Below are 18,651 nucleotides of genomic sequence, written 5' to 3'. Positions count from 1 at the left end.
CCCCGCGTTAGCGGCGCTTCGACTTCCGGTCGTCCTTGACGTGGCCGCGGAAGGTGCGAGTCGGCGAGAACTCGCCGAGCTTGTGGCCGACCATCGACTCGGAGACAAACACCGGGACGTGGATCTTGCCGTTGTGCACCGCGATCGTGTGGCCGAGCATGGCCGGGATGATCATCGAGCGACGGGACCAGGTCTTGATGACGTTCTTGGTACCAGCTTCGTTCTGAGCGTCCACCTTCTTTACGAGGTGTCCGTCGACGAAGGGTCCCTTCTTGAGACTGCGCGGCATCTAAACCCGCTCCTAGCGCTTCTTGTTCGTCTTGCGGCGGCGGACGATGTACTTGCTCGATGCCTTCTTCGGCGAGCGAGTACGACCCTCCTTCTGACCCCACGGGGAGACCGGGTGGCGACCACCACTGGTCTTGCCCTCACCACCACCGTGCGGGTGGTCAACCGGGTTCATCGCGACACCGCGGACGGACGGGCGAACGCCCTTCCAGCGCATGCGGCCGGCCTTGCCCCAGTTGATGTTCGACTGCTCGGCGTTGCCGACCGCACCGATGGTGGCGCGGCAGCGGGCGTCGACCAGGCGAATTTCGCCGGACGGCATACGAAGGTGGGCCATCGTGCCCTCCTTCGCCAGCAGCTGCACCGAAGCACCCGCGGAACGGGCGAACTTCGCACCGCCACCGGGACGCAGCTCGATGGCGTGGATGGTCGTACCGACCGGGATGTTGCGCAGCGCCAGGTTGTTGCCCGGCTTGATGTCGGCCCCGGGGCCGTTCTCAACGCGGTCACCCTGGTTCAGGCCACGGGGCGCGATGATGTAGCGCTTCTCGCCGTCTGCGTAGTGCAGGAGCGCGATGCGCGCGGTGCGGTTCGGGTCGTACTCGATGTGAGCGACCTTCGCCGGGACGCCGTCCTTGTCGTGACGACGGAAGTCGATCACGCGGTAGGCACGCTTGTGGCCACCGCCCTGGTGACGGACGGTCACACGACCGGTGTTGTTACGGCCGCCCTTGCTGTGCAGGGGGCGGACCAGCGACTTCTCCGGCGTGGACCGCGTGATCTCGACGAAGTCGGCGACGCTGGAGCCACGACGGCCCGGAGTCGTCGGCTTGTACTTGCGGATACCCATTTCTCAGTCCTCGTCCGATATTCGGACCAGGGCGCTCCGTTAGGAGGCCTGGCCGAAGATGTCGATACGGTCGCCCTCAGCAAGGGTCACGATGGCGCGCTTGGTGTCGGCGCGCTTGCCGAAACCGGTCTTCGTGCGCTTGCGCTTGCCCTGGCGGTTGATCGTGTTGACCCCGGTGACCTTGACCGAGAAGACCGCTTCCACGGCCTGCTTGATCTGGGTCTTGTTGGAGCCCGGCTTCACGATGAACGTGTACTTGTTCTCGTCGAGCAGCGCGTAGCTCTTCTCGGACACAACCGGCTTGACAAGAATGTCGCGCGGGTCCGTGAAGGTCTTGCTGGTGATCTCGGCCATCAGGCCTCGCTCCCCTCGTTGTCATCGGCCTTGGGGCCAGACACGAAGGACTCGAAAGCGGCCTGGGTGAAGACCACGTCGTCGGAGACGATCACGTCGTACGTGTTCAGCTGGCCCGGCTCCAGGATGTGGACCTGGGGCAGGTTGCGGGCGGACAGCCACGCGGCCTCGTCGGCGCGCTCGACGACCAGGAGCAGGTTGGCGCGCTCCGAGATCTTGCCGAACAGCGTCTTGGCGGCCTTGGTGGAAGCCGTTCCGTCGACCACGCCGGTGACGACGTGGATGCGGGAGTGGCGCGCCCGGTCGGAGAGGGCACCGCGCAGGGCGGCGACCTTCATCTTCTTCGGGGTGCGCTGCGAGTAGTCACGCGGCTGCGGGCCGTGGACCACGCCACCGCCGGCGAACTGCGGCGCACGGGTCGAACCCTGGCGCGCGCGGCCGGTGCCCTTCTGGCGGTACGGCTTGCGGCCACCACCACGGACTTCACCGCGGGTCTTGGTCTTGTGCGTGCCCTGACGGGCAGCTGCCAGCTGTGCGACGACGACCTGGTGGATCAGCGGAACGCTGGTCTTCGCGTCGAAGATCTCCGCGGGGAGCTCGACGGTACCGGCCTTGTCGCCTGCCGGCGAAAGGATGTCAATGGTGCTCATTACCTCAAGCCCCCTTGGCCGCGGTACGGACCAGGACGAGGCCGCCGTTCGGACCGGGGACCGCGCCCTTGATGAGGAGCAGACCCTTCTCCGCGTCAACCGCGTGGATGGTCAGGTTCTGGGTGGTGACACGCTCGTTGCCCATGCGGCCGGCCATGCGCATGCCCTTGAAGACACGCCCAGGGGTGGCGCAGCCACCGATCGAACCGGGGGAGCGGTGCTTGCGCTGGACGCCGTGTCCGGCGCCGAGGCCCTTGAAGTTGTGACGCTTCATGACACCGGCGAAGCCCTTGCCCTTGCTCTTGCCCGTGACGTCGACCTTGACGCCGGACTCGAACACCTCGGCAGTGATCTCCTGGCCCAGCGTGTACTCGCTGGAGTCAGGGGTGCGGAGCTCCACCAGGTGGCGGCGGGGCGTCACGTCGGCCTTGGCGAAGTGACCCTTGAGGGGCTTGTTCACCTTGCGCGGGTCAATCTCGCCGAAGGCGATCTGGACCGACTCGTAGCCGTCGACGTCGTTCGTGCGGACCTGCGTCACGACACACGGCCCGGCCTTGATGACGGTGACCGGGACAACCCGGTTGTTCTCGTCCCAGACCTGGGTCATGCCGAGCTTCTCGCCCAGGACGCCCTTGATGTTCTTGCTCATCTCGGCCCGTCCCTTCAGAGCTTGATCTCGATGTCGACACCGGCCGGCAGGTCGAGGCGCATCAGCGAGTCAACCGTCTTCGGCGTGGGGTCGAGAATGTCGATGAGGCGCTTGTGGGTGCGCATCTCGAAGTGCTCGCGAGAGTCCTTGTACTTGTGCGGCGACTTGATGACGCAGTACACGTTCTTCTCAGTGGGCAGCGGCACCGGGCCTGCGACCGACGCACCAGTGCGGGTCACCGTCTCGACGATCTTCTTCGCCGACGAATCGATGACCTCGTGGTCGTAGGCCTTGAGCCGGATGCGGATCTTCTGTCCCGCCATGGCTACCTAGTAGTCCTTTGTCTCGTAACGCTCTGGAACCCGGGGGTTCTACTGACTTCCGCCTCCGACCCACGCGGTCGGGCGTGTCGCACTCCCTCTACGCAGAATTCCCATACGGGATTTCCCAACCAAGGGGATGCGGGCCACAGGACCTCGCAATCGGGGGCAGAACACCCACCGGACGCCTGGCCGGAGCCCCGCTGACACTTCCCGGAAGATTCCCGTACGTCCGCCCCTGATCAGGGGCGACGAGTACGATGGGACTCGCTTCCGGTCCTCCCGGCGGGAGACGCGCAGCATCGGCACTCAACCGAGCAACCCCGACAGTCTGCCACACCGGCCCACGGCCTGGCCAATCGCAGCCGGGAAGCGTACCCCACGTCACATGCGCTCACGCATTCGGCACGCATGCCGGGCCACCGCGGCCCGGGACCCGGCTCCCGACCCCGAGCTGCCCGGCCTCAGCCGTCGGGGGACGAACGCCCTCCAGGCGGCCCCAGAGCCCCGGCCTACAGCTGCGGACCGTGCCCGTGTCCCGCGCCAGTTCCCCGCGCCCCTGAAACCTCGGTCATCTGCCGAACGTGCCCGCTTGCTCGCGCAGTCCCCCGCGCCCCTGAAACCGATGACCGCCGACCACTATCGGTCTCGGTCATCTGCGGACCGCGCCCGCGTCCCGCGCAGCTCCCCGCGCCCCTGACGGGGCCGGCTCGGCAGAGGCCGCCTCGGCCCGTCCGGCATGTGGGGACGAGCGCCCTTGAGGCGCGATACGGGGGTGCAGGGGGCCGAGCCCCGGGGGCCCGGGACGCGGGGCACCGGGACCCGGCGTTCCCCGACGCCAAATGCCTTTCAAGCCCCGCAGGGAAATCCCCCACCCAACCCCTCCAGCCTCCCGTCACTCACACGAGTGACATCGCCCAACTCGGCTGGAATTACTGGCAGTTGACTGGCATATGCTCGCGCCGACAGCCCCGCTCGCCGGGGCGACGACAACCCCACACATGCATCGGCCCCCGGCCGGGACTGGCATCCCGATCGAGGGCCTGACCAACTAGGAAGCACTACCTTCCCGATGGCTCTTCAGAACCCTAGCGCGCCCCCGCACGCCTCGTCCCGCGTTCCCGACGGCACCACCCACTCCGGTGTCATTCACACCAACACCCGGCACACCAGTCGGTACACGGTCGTCGGCAACCACCTCGCCCAGCACCGCGAACTCTCCCTGCTCGCGATCGGCCTCGCCGTGCACATCCAGTCCCTGCCGGCCGGGGCCCGCATCGGCATCAAGGTGCTCGCCGACCGCTTCCCCGAGGGCGAGGCCCGCATCGCCGCGGCGCTGCGCGAGCTGGAGGCCCATGGATACCTGAAACGCAGCCGGGAGCGGCTGCCCAGCGGCCGGGTCGTCAGCCGTACGGTGTCCTGCAACCAGCCCGGGTCGAGCCACGCGACGCCATGCGCCCCGCCCAGAGCGAGGCGCACGGCGTCCACACCGCCCACGCCCCGCCCGCCCCGCAGAGCCGCACCGCCCCCGCCCCCGCTGCCCACCGCACCACTGCCTCGTACGGAACCCGCGCCGTCCCCCGAGGCCGCGGAACTCCTCAAGGGGCTGCGCCGCGACGAGCCCCGGCTCCTGCTCGCCGAAGGGGACGTACACCGCCTCGCTCCGCTCGTCGCCGCCTGGCTCGACCGCGGGGCCGACCCCGACGCCGTAAGCCGCACCCTGACCGCGGACCTCCCCGAGCCCCTGCGGCACCCGGCATCGCTGCTGGCCTACCGCCTCGCGGCGCTGCTCCCGCCACCCATCCCCGTGCAGGCCCGTCCGGATCCGCTCCAGAACTGTGAAACCTGCGACCGGGCCTTCCGGGGGCCGGCCCCCGGACACTGCCCCGACTGCCGACCCGACCTCCAGGAGGCCGCCTAGCATGAACGTGACGACCCTTGCCCCCGGGCAGACACCACAAGGAGCGCACGCCATGAGCATCGCCCCGGACGACGCACGGCGGGACACGGACCACCTGTACCGGACGATGCGGGAGTTCGTTGAGTCGATGGACGACACGCTTCCCGGCAAGTTCGAGATCACCAAGGAGGGGATCGTCCACGACATGATGGCGCCCGTCGGCCCCCATGAGTTGACCGCTCTGCGCGTACGCAAGCGCCTGGAGAAGGTCATGCCGGAGGAGATCGTGGCTCATACGGGAACACCCGACGTGGAGGCCGAGGCCGAGCGCGTCATGCGTCACCCCGACATCATGGTGATCGCCGAAGCCGATATGGAAGTACCGGCCTCCTTCGACCCCCGCACCCTCATCGCCGCCATCGAGGTCGTCTCCCGCTCCAACCCCGACAACGACTGGGTCGGCAAGATGCGGGACTATCCCCTGCTCGGCGTCCCCGTCTACGCGGTCTTCGACCCCCGCACGGGGACCGGCGCCGTACTGTCCGAGATCCACTCCACCCCCGACGGCCCCCGTTACGCGACCCGCAAGGACTTCGTCTACGGCGAGGACGTCACCATCGCCGACTGGACGATCTCCACCGATGCGCTACCGCGCTACCCCTAGGGCCCATACGCCGACGCGCCCCACCTCCGGTATCAACCAGGCCCGGGACAGGCGTAGTTGACGGTCAGCTGCCTGCCGCGTACGACACGAAGTCCGCCCAGGCGTCCGGCGGCAGCTCAAGCTCGGGGCCGCCAGTGGTCTTGGAGTCGCGGACGCGGACCGCGCCTGGGGCTGTGGCTACCTCGACACAGGACTCGCCGTTGGTGCCTCCGCTGTAGCTGCTCTTGAACCACGCCAACCCGGAGGCGTCCCTGGTGGGGGCATTGCGGATCATGTCTCTCCCAGCAGTCGTTCAATGAAGGCCAGCGACTCCCGAGGCGGGAGAGCTTGCGCCCGGATGGTGCCATATTGCAGCTCGATGATGCGAAGCTGTTTTGGGTCAGTGGTCGGTCGCCCGTTGAATTCGCCGTCGGCACGCCCCACCGCCGTCCCGTCCGGGAACTTCAGGAACTCGATCCTGCCGTCCAAGCCTGGATGTGCCTCGGTGTTCGTCGGCATGACCTGAAGCGTGACGTTGCGCAATCGCCCCACCTCCAGCAGACGTTCGAGTTGCTGCCCCCACGCCATTGTGCCCCCAACCTGTCGGCGCAGCGGGGCCTCTTCCAGCACAAAGTGGATCGAGGGAGCCGGCTCGCGCTCGAAGATCGCCTGCCGAGACAAGCGTGCGGCCACCATGCGATCCACATCGTCCGGCGAGTACGGCGGCTGCGCTGCGCCGATCAGGGCCCGGGCGTGCTCCGGCGTCTGCAACAGCCCCGCGATGATGTTGCACTCGTAGACGCCGATCTCGACCGCCTTGGCCTCCAGCTTCTTCAACTCCCGAACCTTCTTCGGATACCTGACCTTCGCCACGTCCTCCTTCATCGCCGAGATCAGCCCGCCCGCCCCCAGGACCTCGTCCGCCTTGTCCAGATACTCAGGCTGAGGGATCCGCTTGCCTCCCTCGATCTTGTAGACCATGTCCTCGCCATACCCCACCGCCTCCCCGAACTCGGCGGCCCGCATCCCCTTCGCCTCGCGGCGCAGCCTCAGCTGGCGCCCCACCGTCGCGACGACCGCCACACCCCAGTCGTCGTCCGGATCCACCTCCCAGCCCGGCTCGTCCGCCTCGCTCTTGAGCCGGCCCGCGTCGCCGTCCACCTGCCGCATCCCGCACCCCTCCGTCGTACGTCCACGCCGCATCGCCCTTACCCGTACCGCCCGTGCCGACAGCCACGACATCGCCGGACAAACTCCGGACAGTCACCGTACGGACCCGCCAAGTCACTGTTCACGGTATGCGCGCACCACCACGCTCGGTCACGTGAACCTGGAAAACTCCACCCAACCCCTCGCCCCTGCGCGGGAGTTCAGCGTTCTGCTGTCCTCCACGCCGCGTGGCGCCCACCTGGCCCGCTTTCTCGCCGCGGAGTGGCTGCGCACCTGGGGCCTGCTACCCGGCGTCATCGACACTGCCGAACACCTCGTCGCCGAGCTCGCCGCGAACGCCGTCACGCACGGCCGGCTCCCCGGGCGGGACTTCCGGCTTGCCCTCGACGCCACCGCCGACGTGCTCCGCGTCGAAGTGACGGACACCCGGGGCGACGAACTGCCCCGATACGAAACGCCATCGCCTGACGCCGAATCGGGACGCGGCCTGGTCCTCGTGGAGACGTTCGCGGATCGCTGGGGCGTCAGCCTCGGGCCCGTCCCCCGCAAGACCGTCTGGGCCGAACTCGACCTGTCAAGCGGTTCTTAAAGAAGAGGACCGGCCGGACCGGAGCGCGGTCCGCCGCGTTCCGGTGGTCGCGGCGGGAGCACTCATGGTCGCGGGCCCGCACAACATGCCGTTGATGACCGTGCCCGAGGAAGCTCGTGAACGCATCACCGGCTGTGATGATCCCGAGGCCCCGCCAGGGCTTGACGGGGAGGCCGAACCACGCCGCAGGCATGCCCCGCCCCTCATAGGCAACCCCGCCGCCCGCTCCCCCGTCTCACTGGGCGCGCCCGCCCTGGACGCGTGGACCAGGACGAGTGAGCGAGGGAGACAGGGCGGACGTGGGCGACACAACAGAATCGGCCGGGCCGGGGCGACGGGTCGTGCTCGGGGGTGCCGTCGCCGCGGGGCTCGCCGTCACCGTCGTGGGGTGTGCCGCGCCCCCGCCGGGGCGGGCGAAGAGGACGGCCGCCGTCTCCCCCCTCGCCACCACCCCCCGCACCCCCCTCCTCCTCCAGATCCTCGCCCACCCCGACGACGACCTGTACTTCATGAACCCCGACACCCAGCACACCCTGGACTCCGGCGTGCCACTGGTGAGCGTGTACGTCACCGGCGGTGAGGCCAACGGCGACAACCGGGTCGTCAGCGACACCTCGCCGCACGTCTACGACAAGGCCGCCTACTCGTCCGCCCGGCACCAGGGGCTGCGGCAGGCGTACGCCGTCCTGCTCGGGATGGACAAGTACACCCCCTGGCAGAAGTCCGTCGCCGAGCTTCGCGGCGGCCACCGCGCCGAGGTCACCGGGCTTCAACACCGGGGCCGCAGTGTGGAGTTGGTGTTTCTGAACACCGCGATGCACACCCCGCTCGGGGGGAGGATGGGACTGCCCAGCCTCTGGGAGGACCATCGCCTCCAGCTCCCTGTCGTCATCGCCGAGGGGTCGCCCCTCACCCGGGCCAAGGCCTACACGTACGACGACCTGGTCGAGGTACTCGAAGGGCTCCTCGCCGACTACTCCCCCACCCTCGTCCAGACCCTCGACCCCGACCCGGACATCCAGCACAGCTCCCCCGCCGACCGCGCGCACGACTCCGAGCAGCCGGGGTACGCCGACCACGCCGACCACACCGCCGCCGCCTCCTTCGCCTGGGCCGCGATGATCCGGCACGCCGAGCGCGGCAACGCCTTCCTCGCCACCGCCTACCGCGCCTACTACAACCGGCACTGGCCCAAGAACCTCCCCGCCGGCGTCCTCGCCGAGAAGGCGGCGCACCTCGTACCGTACGGCGGCTCCAAGGAGTGGCAGTGCGGCAATCCCGGCGGGTGCGGGGACTACAACGTCGGCGGGAAGCGGCCGCTCACCAACTGGAAGGGCTGGGCGCGTTCCACCCACCACCGCCATCCCGGCGCGCGGCTCGTGCTGTCCCGGGACGCCTCGTACGCCTACGGGGTGCTCGGGCTGCGTGCCGTGCGGTGGCACCGGAACGGCGATGACAGCTGGGGCGCGCCCGAGGACCTCGGCGGCTCGCCGCTCGCCCCCGTCCTCGGCGGCGCCACCCTTCCCGACGGCCGGCAGCTCCTGTTCGCGCTGCGCTTCTCCTCGCTCCAGGGCCGGGCCGGCGCCAACACCCGGGAGATCGTGACGCTCGAACAGGCCGCGCCCGGTGGGGAGTTCGGTGCATGGAAGGGGCTCGGCAACCCCGAGCGGGGGGACGACCGGGGGCGGCGGATCGGGCCCCCGAGAGCCGTCGCCGCGCCAGACGGGCGCGTCCACCTCTTCGTGCGCAACGCCGACCGCGGCGTCAGCACCCGGGTGCGGGAGACCGACGGCACCTGGTCGCGCTGGCGCGATCTGGGCGGCGAGTCCGTGCAGGAGGGGCTGAGCACCGTCGTGGACGGGCGCGGGCGCGTGCATGTCTTCGCGGCGGGCGCCGACACGGTCCACCACTGGACGCAGAACGCCCCGGGCAAGCCCCTCGCCCCCGTACCGTCCCGGCTGCCGCTCGCGGTGGACGCGGTCGCACCGGTCGCGCTCGACGACGGCGTACAGCTGCTCTACCGCACCTCGGCCGATCCGAAGAAGGCCCGCCAGGACCCCGGCTCCCCCGCCTCCCCGCACCTCACCTCCGTACGCCTCGACGGCGCCCCCGCCGCCCCGGTCGCGCTCGACGGGTACGGTCCGGTCGCCGCGGCCGGCGGCCAGGTGGCGGGGACGGACGAGCGCGGACGGGTTCAACTCGCGGGCCCCGGGCGGGCGTTGAAGCGGATCCGGGGCGCCGTCCCGGTCGGACCGCCCACGCTGCACGTCCACGACGGGCGGCCCCTCGCGCTGGGGCTCGGCGTGGACGCCATGCCCTGGACCTGGCGCCCGTAGACCCCCGAAGCGCCCCACGCCTCCGGCGGACAACGCCTCCGCCGGGCAACGCGAAGAGCCCCGCACCTCGAAAGGTGCGGGGCTCTTCTGACAGCTCAGCGAGCTACCAGGTCAGACAGCCAAGTACTTACTTGGTGATCTTGACGACCTGGCCGGCGCCCACGGTCCGGCCACCCTCACGGATGGCGAACTTGAGGCCCTCCTCCATGGCGACGGGCTGGATCAGCGCGACGTTCATGGAGGTGTTGTCGCCCGGCATGACCATCTCGGTGCCCTCGGGGAGGGTCACGACGCCGGTCACGTCCGTGGTACGGAAGTAGAACTGCGGGCGGTAGTTGTTGAAGAACGGCGTGTGACGGCCACCCTCGTCCTTGGACAGGATGTACGCCTGGGCCTCGAACTCGGTGTGCGGCGTGACCGAACCCGGCTTGATGATGACCTGGCCGCGCTCGACGTCCTCGCGCTTGATGCCACGGAGGAGCAGACCGACGTTCTCACCGGCCTGGCCCTCGTCGAGCAGCTTGCGGAACATCTCGATGCCGGTGACCGTGGTGGTGGTCTTCTCGGTCTTGATACCGACGATGTCGACGGTCTCGTTGACCTTCAGGACACCACGCTCGATACGACCGGTGACGACGGTGCCACGACCGGTGATCGTGAAGACGTCCTCGATCGGCATCAGGAACGGCTTGTCGACGTCACGCTCGGGCTGCGGGATCGCCTCGTCGACGGCGGCCATCAGGTTCAGGACCGACTGGCCCCACTCCTTGTCGCCCTCGAGCGCCTTGAGCGCCGAGACCTTGACGACCGGCAGGTCGTCGCCCGGGAACTCGTACTCGGAGAGGAGCTCACGAACCTCGAGCTCGACGAGCTCCAGGATCTCCTCGTCGTCCACCATGTCGGCCTTGTTCAGGGCGACGACGATGTACGGAACGCCGACCTGGCGGGCCAGGAGCACGTGCTCCTTGGTCTGCGGCATCGGGCCGTCGGTGGCGGCAACCACGAGGATCGCGCCGTCCATCTGCGCGGCACCCGTGATCATGTTCTTGATGTAGTCCGCGTGACCGGGGCAGTCGACGTGGGCGTAGTGACGCGACTCGGTCTGGTACTCGACGTGCGCGATCGAGATCGTGATACCGCGCTGGCGCTCCTCAGGAGCCTTGTCGATCTGGTCGAAGGCCGAGGCCTCGTTCAGGTCCGGGTACGCGTCGTGCAGCACCTTGGTAATGGCGGCCGTGAGGGTCGTCTTACCGTGGTCAATGTGACCGATGGTGCCGATGTTGACGTGCGGCTTAGTCCGCTCGAACTTTGCCTTCGCCACTGGGGTCCTCCTGCGGAGTGGTTCTGGTACGCCTTACTCATCGGCGCCAGGTGATCTTTGCTGGGATGCCGGGGCCGCCCGGGGCATTCACCGTAAACCTGATGGTTTACGCCGAATGCCCCAGCGGCTCCGGTGACAAGCCTAAAGCGTGAACTCGGTTGAGTTACTCGCCCTTGGCCTTCGCGATGATCTCCTCGGCGACGTTCCTCGGAACCTCGGCGTAGGAGTCGAACTGCATCGAGTAGCTTGCGCGACCCGAGGTCTTGCTGCGGAGGTCGCCGACGTAGCCGAACATCTCCGAGAGGGGCACGAGGCCCTTCACGACGCGGGCGCCGCTGCGCTCCTCCATGGCCTGGATCTGGCCACGGCGGGAGTTGATGTCGCCGATGACTTCACCCATGTAGTCCTCGGGCGTGGTGACCTCGACGGACATCATCGGCTCGAGGAGCACGGGCGAAGCCTTGCGCGCGGCCTCCTTGAACGCCTGCGAACCGGCGATCTTGAAGGCGAGCTCGGAGGAGTCGACCTCGTGGTAGCCACCGTCGAGAAGGATGACGCGGACGCCAGTCATCTCGTAGCCGGCCAGGATGCCGAACTGCATGGCCTCCTGCGCACCCGCGTCCACCGACGGGATGTACTCCCGGGGGATGCGGCCACCGGTGACCTTGTTCACGAACTCGTACGACGCCTCGCCGCCCTCGATGGGCTCGATCGCGATCTGCACCTTGGCGAACTGACCGGTACCACCGGTCTGCTTCTTGTGGGTGTAGTCCACGCGCTCGACGACCTTGCGGATCGTCTCGCGGTACGCGACCTGCGGCTTGCCGACGTTCGCCTCGACCTTGAACTCGCGACGCATACGGTCGACGAGGACGTCGAGGTGGAGCTCGCCCATACCACCGATGATGGTCTGGCCGGTCTCCTCGTCCGAGTGCACCTGGAAGGAGGGGTCCTCCTCCGCGAGACGCTGGATGGCAACACCCAGCTTCTCCTGGTCACCCTTGGACTTGGGCTCGATGGCGACCTGAATGACCGGCGCCGGGAAGTCCATGGACTCCAGGATCACCGGGTTCTTGTCGTCACACAGCGTCTCACCCGTGGTGGTCTGCTTCAGGCCCATGACGGCGACGATGTCACCGGCGCCCACCGACTCGATCTCCTCACGCTTGTTCGCGTGCATACGGTAGATCTTGCCGATGCGCTCCTTCTTGCCCTTGATGGGGTTCAGCACCGCGGTGCCGGCCTCAAGGCGTCCGGAGTAGATCCGGATGAAGGTGAGCTTGCCCAGGTGCGGGTCGCTCGCGATCTTGAACGCCAGCGCCGAGAGGGGCTCCTCGTCGGACGGCTTGCGCTTGACCACGACCTCCGGGTCCTTGACGTCGTGGCCCTCGATGGCCTCGACGTCCAGGGGGGACGGCAGGTAGCGGACGACGGCGTCGAGCAGGGGCTGGACGCCCTTGTTCTTGAACGCGGTGCCACAGAACACGGGGGTGACGGTGGTGTCGCCGCCCTTGCCCGACGCGATGGTGATGCGACGCACCGCGGCGTACAGCTGCTCCTCGGTGGGCTCGACGCCCTCGAGGAAGAGCTCCATGATCTGGTCGTCGTTCTCCGCGACGGTCTCGACCAGCTTGCCGCGCCACTCTTCAGCAGCCTCGACGTGCGTGGCCGGGATGTCGACGACGTCGTACATCTCGCCCTTGGTCGCTTCCGCGGACCACACGAGGGCCTTCATGCGGACCAGGTCCACAACGCCCTCGAAGTTGGCCTCGGCACCGATCGGCAGCTGCATGACGATCGGGGTCGCGCCGAGGCGGTCCACGATCATGTCCACGCAGCGGTGGAACTCGGCGCCGGTACGGTCGAGCTTGTTGACGAAGCAGATGCGCGGAACGCCGTAACGGTCGGCCTGACGCCAGACCGTCTCGGACTGCGGCTCCACACCGGCGACACCGTCGAACACGGTGACCGCACCGTCGAGGACGCGGAGCGAACGCTCCACCTCGACCGTGAAGTCCACGTGGCCCGGGGTGTCGATGATGTTGATGGTGTGGTCGACGTCCTCGAGCGGCCAGTGGCAGGTCGTCGCGGCCGACGTAATCGTGATGCCGCGCTCCTGCTCCTGCTCCATCCAGTCCATCGTGGCAGCGCCGTCGTGGACCTCACCGATCTTGTAAGACACACCGGTGTAGAACAGGATCCGCTCGGTGGTGGTCGTCTTGCCCGCGTCGATGTGCGCCATGATCCCGATGTTGCGGACCTTGGCCAGGTCAAGTGAAGTGGTAGCCATATCGGCTCAGTCTTCTCTCGGTCTCGATGTGGGTTCGGACTACCAGCGGTAGTGCGCGAAGGCCTTGTTGGACTCGGCCATCTTGTGGGTGTCCTCACGCTTCTTGACCGCAGCGCCGAGGCCGTTGGAGGCGTCGAGCAGCTCGTTCATGAGGCGTTCGGTCATGGTCTTCTCACGGCGGGCGCGGGAGTAACCCACGATCCAGCGAAGCGAGAGGGTGGCGGCGCGACCGGGCTTGACCTCGATCGGCACCTGGTAGGTGGCGCCACCGACACGGCGGGACTTGACCTCAAGAGACGGCTTGACGTTCTCAAGAGCGCGCTTCAGCGTGATGACCGGGTCAGCACCGGTCTTCTCGCGGAGGCCCTCCATGGCGCCGTAGACGATGCGCTCGGCGGTGGAGCGCTTGCCGTCCAGCAGGATCTTGTTGATCAGCGAGGTGACAAGAGGAGAGCTGTAGACCGGGTCGATGATGACCGGGCGCTTCGGGGCGGGGCCCTTACGAGGCATTCTTACTTCTCCTTCTTGGCGCCGTAGCGGCTGCGGGCCTGCTTGCGGTTCTTGACACCCTGGGTGTCGAGCGAACCGCGGATGATCTTGTAGCGAACACCCGGCAGGTCCTTCACACGGCCACCGCGCACGAGCACGATCGAGTGCTCCTGCAGGTTGTGTCCCTCACCCGGGATGTAAGCCGTGACCTCGATGCCGGAGGTCAGACGCACACGCGCGACCTTACGGAGCGCCGAGTTCGGCTTCTTCGGGGTGGTCGTGAAGACACGCGTGCAGACGCCGCGGCGCTGGGGCGAACCCTCGAGCGCGGGCGTCTTGTTCTTCTCGACCTTGTCCTGCCGGCCCTTCCGGACCAGCTGCTGGATCGTAGGCACTACTTCTCCGGTTTCTGTGTGCCGTAGTAAAACTAACCTGGAACACGTCCCCGACCCACGCGGTCGGGTGTGTCGAATACTGCAGACCCTGCCCGAGAGCAGCGAAAGCGCAGATTGCGGTGGCCGGTCCAGAAGCTCGCACTGCGGACGTAGGCACGCAGCGGAGCCCAGGCACACCCCAGGCACAAGGTCTGAGCGTACCTACCGCATCGACTTGGGTCAAAACAAATGGCCACGCACGGGGTCCGGCACCCAGTGGGACATGTCACCCCATACCCCGCCCGGCCCCACTCGTGAGACAGACCGTCTCAGCATGTGGCCGTTTCAGGGTCTCTTACGCAGCGTCTCTTACGCAGCCGGCGCGACGTTACGGAAACCCCGAAGGGCGCCCACCCGCACACAGCGGAATGGGCGCCCTTCAGTACCTCAGACGTACGCCTTACTGGTTGTACGGACCGTAGTCGTAGTCCTCCAGCGGAACGGCCTGGCCGGAGCCCGTGCCGAACGGCGAGTAGTCGATGTCGTCGTAGCCGACGGCCGAGTACATGGCCGCCTTGGCCTCTTCGGTGGGCTCGACCCGGATGTTGCGGTAGCGGGAGAGACCCGTACCGGCCGGGATGAGCTTACCGATGATGACGTTCTCCTTGAGGCCGATGAGGCTGTCGGACTTGGCGTTGATCGCCGCATCCGTCAGGACTCGGGTCGTCTCCTGGAAGGAGGCGGCCGACAGCCAGGATTCCGTCGCCAGCGAGGCCTTGGTGATACCCATCAGCTGCGGACGGCCGGAGGCCGGGTGGCCGCCTTCCGTGACCACACGACGGTTCTCGGTCTCGAACTTCGAGCGCTCGACGAGCTCGCCCGGCAGCAGCTCCGCGTCGCCGGACTCGATGATCGTCACGCGGCGCAGCATCTGCCGGATGATGATCTCGATGTGCTTGTCGTGGATCGACACGCCCTGCGAGTTGTAGACCTTCTGGACTTCGCCGACCAGGTGGACCTGGACCGCACGCTGACCGAGGATCCGCAGCACGTCGTGCGGGTTGGTGGCACCGACGGTGAGCTTCTGGCCCACCTCGACCGCGTCGCCCTCGCCGACCAGGAGACGGGCACGCTTGGAGATCGGGAACGCCGTCTCCTCGCTGCCGTCGTCCGGGGTGACGACGAGCTTCTTGGTCTTCTCGGTCTCCTCGATGCGGACGCGGCCCTTGGCCTCCGAGATCGGCGCGACACCCTTGGGCGTACGGGCCTCGAAGAGCTCGACGACACGCGGCAGACCCTGCGTGATGTCGTCACCGGCCACACCACCGGTGTGGAAGGTACGCATCGTCAGCTGGGTACCGGGCTCACCGATGGACTGGGCGGCGATGATGCCGACCGCCTCACCGATGTCAACCAGCTTGCCGGTGGCGAGCGAGCGTCCGTAGCAGAAGGCACAGGTGCCGACCGCGGACTCACAGGTCAGGACCGAGCGGGTCTTGACCTCCTCGACACCCGCACCCACGAGGGCGTCGATGAGCACGTCACCGAGGTCCACGTTGGCCGGCGCGATGACCTTGCCGTCGACGACGACGTCCTCGGCGAGCATGCGGGCGTAGACGGAGGTCTCGACGTCCTCGGTCTTGCGCAGCACGCCGTCGGCGCCCCGCTCCGCGATCTTGAGCTTGAGGCCGCGGTCGGTGCCGCAGTCCTCCTCGCGGATGATGACGTCCTGCGAGACGTCCACCAGACGACGGGTCAGGTAACCCGAGTCGGCGGTACGCAGGGCGGTGTCGGCCAGACCCTTACGGGCACCGTGGGTCGAGATGAAGTACTCGAGCACGGTCAGGCCCTCGCGGAACGAGGCCTTGATGGGACGCGGGATGGTCTCGTTCTTCGCGTTCGACACCAGACCACGCATACCGGCGATCTGACGCATCTGCATCATGTTTCCTCGGGCACCCGAGTCAACCATCATGAAGATGGGGTTCGTCTTGGGGAAGTTCGCGTTCATCGCCTCGGCAACCTCGTTGGTCGCCTTGGTCCAGATCGCGATGAGCTCCTGCGTGCGCTCGTCCTTGGTGATCAGGCCGCGCTCGTACTGCTTCTGCACCTTCTCGTCCTGGGCCTCGTAGCCCTGGACGATGGCCTTCTTGGCCTCCGGGACGACGATGTCCGAGACGGCGACGGTGACGCCGGAACGGGTCGCCCAGAAGAAGCCCGCCGCCTTCAGGTTGTCGAGCGTCGCCGCCACGATGACCTTGGGGTAGCGCTCGGCGAGGTCGTTGACGATCTCGGAGAGCTGCTTCTTGCCGACCGAGTAGTCGACGAACGGGTAGTCCTCGGGCAGCAGCTCGTTGAAGAGCGCGCGGCCGAGCGAGGTCCGCAGACGGAACGAGTCGCCCTGCTGCCAGGTCGTCTCGCCGTCCTCGTCGAGCGGCGGGGTCCAGCCACGCGGCGGCACGGTGCCGATCGGGAAGCGGATGTCGATCTTCGCCTGGAGCGAGAGCTCCCGGGCGTCGAACGCCATGATCGCCTCGGCGGTCGAGTTGAAGGCGCGGCCTGCGCCCTTCACCTCGCGCTCCTCTTCGTCCGTGGTGAGGAAGAAGAGGCCGAGCACCATGTCCTGGGTCGGCATGGTGACGGGGCGACCGTCGGCCGGCTTCAGGATGTTGTTCGAGGACAGCATCAGGATGCGGGCCTCGGCCTGCGCCTCCGCGGACAGCGGCAGGTGGACGGCCATCTGGTCACCGTCGAAGTCCGCGTTGAACGCGGTGCAGACGAGCGGGTGGATCTGGATGGCCTTGCCCTCGACCAGCTGGGGCTCGAAGGCCTGGATGCCGAGGCGGTGCAGCGTGGGCGCACGGTTCAGCAGAACCGGGTGCTCGGCGATGACCTCTTCGAGGACGTCGTACACGACCGTGCGGCCGCGCTCGACCATCCGCTTGGCGCTCTTGATGTTCTGCGCGTGGTTCAGGTCGACCAGACGCTTCATCACGAACGGCTTGAAGAGCTCAAGCGCCATGGCCTTCGGCAGACCGCACTGGTGCAGCTTGAGCTGCGGGCCGACGACGATGACGGAACGCGCGGAGTAGTCCACACGCTTGCCGAGCAGGTTCTGACGGAAACGACCCTGCTTGCCCTTGAGCATGTCGGACAGCGACTTCAGCGGACGGTTGCCGGGGCCCGTGACCGGGCGACCACGACGGCCGTTGTCGAAGAGCGCGTCGACGGCCTCCTGAAGCATGCGCTTCTCGTTGTTCACGATGATCTCGGGGGCGCCGAGGTCAAGGAGTCGCTTCAGGCGGTTGTTGCGGTTGATCACGCGGCGGTACAGGTCGTTCAGGTCGGAGGTCGCGAAGCGGCCACCGTCCAGCTGCACCATCGGACGCAGGTCCGGCGGGATGACCGGCACGCAGTCGAGCACCATGCCCTTGGGGCTGTTGCTGGTCTGCAGGAACGCGGAGACGACCTTGAGGCGCTTGAGCGCACGGGTCTTCTTCTGGCCCTTGCCGGTACGGATGATCTCGCGGAGGCGCTCGGCCTCCTCGTTGAGGTCGAAGGTCTCCAGGCGCTTCTGCAGAGCAGCGGCACCCATCGAGCCGTCGAAGTACGTGCCGAAACGGTCACGCAGCTCGCGGTAGAGCAGCTCGTCGCCCTCAAGGTCCTGGACCTTGAGGTTCTTGAAGCGGCTCCACACCTCGTCGAGACGGTCGATCTCGCGCTGCGAACGGTCGCGCAGCTGCTTCATCTCACGCTCGGCACCCTCGCGCACCTTGCGGCGCACGTCGGCCTTGGCGCCCTCGGCCTCCAGCTCGCCGAGGTCGCTCTCGAGCTTCTTGGCGCGGGCTTCGAGGTCCGAGTCGCGACGGTTCTCGATCTGCTGACGCTCGACGGAGACGTGCGCCTCCAGCGACGGCAGGTCGCGCGTACGGCGCTCCTCGTCCACGAACGTGATCATGTACGCGGCGAAGTAGATGACCTTTTCGAGGTCCTTCGGCGCGAGGTCGAGCAGGTAGCCAAGACGCGACGGAACGCCCTTGAAGTACCAGATGTGGGTCACGGGAGCGGCAAGCTCGATGTGGCCCATCCGCTCGCGGCGCACCTTGGCACGCGTGACCTCTACGCCACAGCGCTCACAGATGATGCCCTTGAAGCGGACGCGCTTGTACTTACCGCAGTAGCACTCCCAGTCCCGGGTCGGACCGAAGATCTTCTCGCAGAAGAGTCCGTCCTTTTCGGGCTTGAGGGTGCGGTAGTTGATGGTCTCCGGCTTCTTGACCTCACCGTGTGACCACTGACGAATGTCGTCAGCAGTGGCGAGGCCGATCCGCAGCTCGTCGAAGAAGTTGACGTCGAGCACTTGTCGTCAATCCCTCTTTCGGGGTCGATTCTTCAAGATGGTCTGAGGGGGGTCCCGGGGACGGCGGG

Annotated in this window: 17 protein-coding genes; 4 read left to right on the top strand and 13 right to left on the bottom strand. The window is 67.6% G+C overall.

The annotated features are described in order from the left end of the window. Positions 1-7: 7 nt before the first annotated feature. The 6 genes from rpsS to rpsJ are packed head-to-tail and all read right to left on the bottom strand — an operon-like array spanning position 8 to position 3,114. Complete coding sequence (gene rpsS, locus AB0D31_RS11025; RefSeq protein WP_362720070.1) at positions 8-289, bottom strand: 30S ribosomal protein S19; 282 nt, start codon at positions 287-289, stop codon at positions 8-10. Between the two features lie 12 nt (positions 290-301). Further along, positions 302-1,138: a 50S ribosomal protein L2 gene (rplB, locus tag AB0D31_RS11020; protein ID WP_267055813.1), complete on the bottom strand. Its 837-nt coding sequence runs from the start codon at positions 1,136-1,138 to the stop codon at positions 302-304. Between the two features lie 39 nt (positions 1,139-1,177). Further along, positions 1,178-1,492, bottom strand: coding sequence for a 50S ribosomal protein L23 (gene rplW / locus AB0D31_RS11015; protein ID WP_053727606.1), 315 nt, complete (start codon positions 1,490-1,492; stop codon positions 1,178-1,180). After that, a complete protein-coding gene (gene rplD, locus AB0D31_RS11010) occupies positions 1,492-2,142 on the bottom strand; it encodes a 50S ribosomal protein L4 (RefSeq protein WP_362720067.1) in 651 nt (216 codons plus the stop codon). Before rplD ends, rplW begins: the two co-directional genes overlap by 1 nt. Before the next feature lie 4 nt (positions 2,143-2,146). Further along, entirely contained in the window at positions 2,147-2,791 is a 645-nt protein-coding gene (rplC, locus tag AB0D31_RS11005) for a 50S ribosomal protein L3 (protein WP_362720064.1), read from the bottom strand. 14 nt (positions 2,792-2,805) lie between these two features. Further along, positions 2,806-3,114, bottom strand: a complete 309-nt coding sequence (gene rpsJ / locus AB0D31_RS11000) for a 30S ribosomal protein S10 (RefSeq protein WP_003948644.1) — start codon at positions 3,112-3,114, stop codon at positions 2,806-2,808. A 1,069-nt stretch (positions 3,115-4,183) separates the two neighbouring features. Here rpsJ and AB0D31_RS10995 point away from each other — a divergent pair. Both AB0D31_RS10995 and AB0D31_RS10990 read left to right on the top strand, forming a co-directional pair. Then, the gene (locus tag AB0D31_RS10995; RefSeq protein ID WP_362720061.1) at positions 4,184-5,032 is read left to right on the top strand and encodes a helix-turn-helix domain-containing protein; all 849 of its coding nucleotides are present in this window, start codon (positions 4,184-4,186) and stop codon (positions 5,030-5,032) included. A 52-nt stretch (positions 5,033-5,084) separates the two neighbouring features. After that, complete coding sequence (locus AB0D31_RS10990; protein ID WP_362720058.1) at positions 5,085-5,675, top strand: Uma2 family endonuclease; 591 nt, start codon at positions 5,085-5,087, stop codon at positions 5,673-5,675. Positions 5,676-5,739: 64 nt separating this feature from the next. On the opposite strand, the gene AB0D31_RS10985 is transcribed toward AB0D31_RS10990, so the two are convergent. Both AB0D31_RS10985 and AB0D31_RS10980 read right to left on the bottom strand, forming a co-directional pair. Next, positions 5,740-5,949 carry a DUF397 domain-containing protein gene (locus AB0D31_RS10985; protein WP_362720057.1) on the bottom strand — a complete coding sequence of 70 codons (210 nt, stop codon included), beginning with the start codon at positions 5,947-5,949 and terminating at the stop codon, positions 5,740-5,742. Further along, positions 5,946-6,824, bottom strand: coding sequence for a helix-turn-helix transcriptional regulator (locus tag AB0D31_RS10980; RefSeq protein WP_362720054.1), 879 nt, complete (start codon positions 6,822-6,824; stop codon positions 5,946-5,948). Before AB0D31_RS10980 ends, AB0D31_RS10985 begins: the two co-directional genes overlap by 4 nt. A 154-nt stretch (positions 6,825-6,978) precedes the next feature. Between AB0D31_RS10980 and AB0D31_RS10975 the strand changes: the two genes are divergently transcribed. Both AB0D31_RS10975 and AB0D31_RS10970 read left to right on the top strand, forming a co-directional pair. Next, on the top strand, positions 6,979-7,413 hold the full coding sequence (locus AB0D31_RS10975; RefSeq protein WP_362720051.1) for an ATP-binding protein: 435 nt from the start codon (positions 6,979-6,981) through the stop codon (positions 7,411-7,413). Between the two features lie 299 nt (positions 7,414-7,712). After that, entirely contained in the window at positions 7,713-9,749 is a 2,037-nt protein-coding gene (locus AB0D31_RS10970) for a PIG-L family deacetylase (protein WP_362720048.1), read from the top strand. Positions 9,750-9,876: 127 nt separating this feature from the next. Here the strand turns inward: AB0D31_RS10970 and tuf are convergent, their stop codons facing one another. From tuf to AB0D31_RS10945, 5 genes are all read right to left on the bottom strand, one after another. Next, positions 9,877-11,070 (bottom strand): elongation factor Tu, encoded by a 1,194-nt coding sequence (gene tuf, locus AB0D31_RS10965; RefSeq protein ID WP_267055809.1) that lies wholly within the window; start codon positions 11,068-11,070, stop codon positions 9,877-9,879. A gap of 163 nt (positions 11,071-11,233) precedes the next feature. Continuing rightward, on the bottom strand, positions 11,234-13,360 hold the full coding sequence (gene fusA / locus AB0D31_RS10960; protein WP_362720045.1) for an elongation factor G: 2,127 nt from the start codon (positions 13,358-13,360) through the stop codon (positions 11,234-11,236). Between the two features lie 39 nt (positions 13,361-13,399). Next, a complete protein-coding gene (rpsG, locus tag AB0D31_RS10955; RefSeq protein WP_014154599.1) occupies positions 13,400-13,870 on the bottom strand; it encodes a 30S ribosomal protein S7 in 471 nt (156 codons plus the stop codon). A gap of 2 nt (positions 13,871-13,872) precedes the next feature. Continuing rightward, positions 13,873-14,244: a 30S ribosomal protein S12 gene (gene rpsL / locus AB0D31_RS10950; RefSeq protein ID WP_003948652.1), complete on the bottom strand. Its 372-nt coding sequence runs from the start codon at positions 14,242-14,244 to the stop codon at positions 13,873-13,875. Between the two features lie 439 nt (positions 14,245-14,683). Further along, on the bottom strand, positions 14,684-18,583 hold the full coding sequence (locus AB0D31_RS10945; protein ID WP_362720042.1) for a DNA-directed RNA polymerase subunit beta': 3,900 nt from the start codon (positions 18,581-18,583) through the stop codon (positions 14,684-14,686). Between the last annotated feature and the right edge of the window lie 68 nt (positions 18,584-18,651).

The sequence above is a fragment of the Streptomyces sp. NPDC048361 genome (assembly GCF_040651795.1).
Classification (GTDB): Bacteria; Actinomycetota; Actinomycetes; order Streptomycetales; family Streptomycetaceae; genus Streptomyces.
Note: the sequence above shows the minus strand (reverse complement) of the source record. Positions and strands in the feature narration are given on the sequence as shown.

Excerpts from the sequence above, each read along its gene's own strand:
- rplW (WP_053727606.1), bottom strand. The coding sequence starts at position 1,492 with ATGGCCGAGATCACCAGCAAGACCTTCACGGACCCGCGCGACATTCTT.
- fusA (WP_362720045.1), bottom strand. The coding sequence starts at position 13,360 with ATGGCTACCACTTCACTTGACCTGGCCAAGGTCCGCAACATCGGGATC.
- AB0D31_RS10990 (WP_362720058.1), top strand. The coding sequence starts at position 5,085 with ATGAGCATCGCCCCGGACGACGCACGGCGGGACACGGACCACCTGTAC.
- AB0D31_RS10985 (WP_362720057.1), bottom strand. The coding sequence starts at position 5,949 with ATGATCCGCAATGCCCCCACCAGGGACGCCTCCGGGTTGGCGTGGTTC.
- rplC (WP_362720064.1), bottom strand. The coding sequence starts at position 2,791 with ATGAGCAAGAACATCAAGGGCGTCCTGGGCGAGAAGCTCGGCATGACC.
- rpsG (WP_014154599.1), bottom strand. The coding sequence starts at position 13,870 with ATGCCTCGTAAGGGCCCCGCCCCGAAGCGCCCGGTCATCATCGACCCG.
- rpsS (WP_362720070.1), bottom strand. The coding sequence starts at position 289 with ATGCCGCGCAGTCTCAAGAAGGGACCCTTCGTCGACGGACACCTCGTA.
- rpsJ (WP_003948644.1), bottom strand. The coding sequence starts at position 3,114 with ATGGCGGGACAGAAGATCCGCATCCGGCTCAAGGCCTACGACCACGAG.
- AB0D31_RS10995 (WP_362720061.1), top strand. The coding sequence starts at position 4,184 with ATGGCTCTTCAGAACCCTAGCGCGCCCCCGCACGCCTCGTCCCGCGTT.
- rplB (WP_267055813.1), bottom strand. The coding sequence starts at position 1,138 with ATGGGTATCCGCAAGTACAAGCCGACGACTCCGGGCCGTCGTGGCTCC.
- rplD (WP_362720067.1), bottom strand. The coding sequence starts at position 2,142 with ATGAGCACCATTGACATCCTTTCGCCGGCAGGCGACAAGGCCGGTACC.
- AB0D31_RS10980 (WP_362720054.1), bottom strand. The coding sequence starts at position 6,824 with ATGCGGCAGGTGGACGGCGACGCGGGCCGGCTCAAGAGCGAGGCGGAC.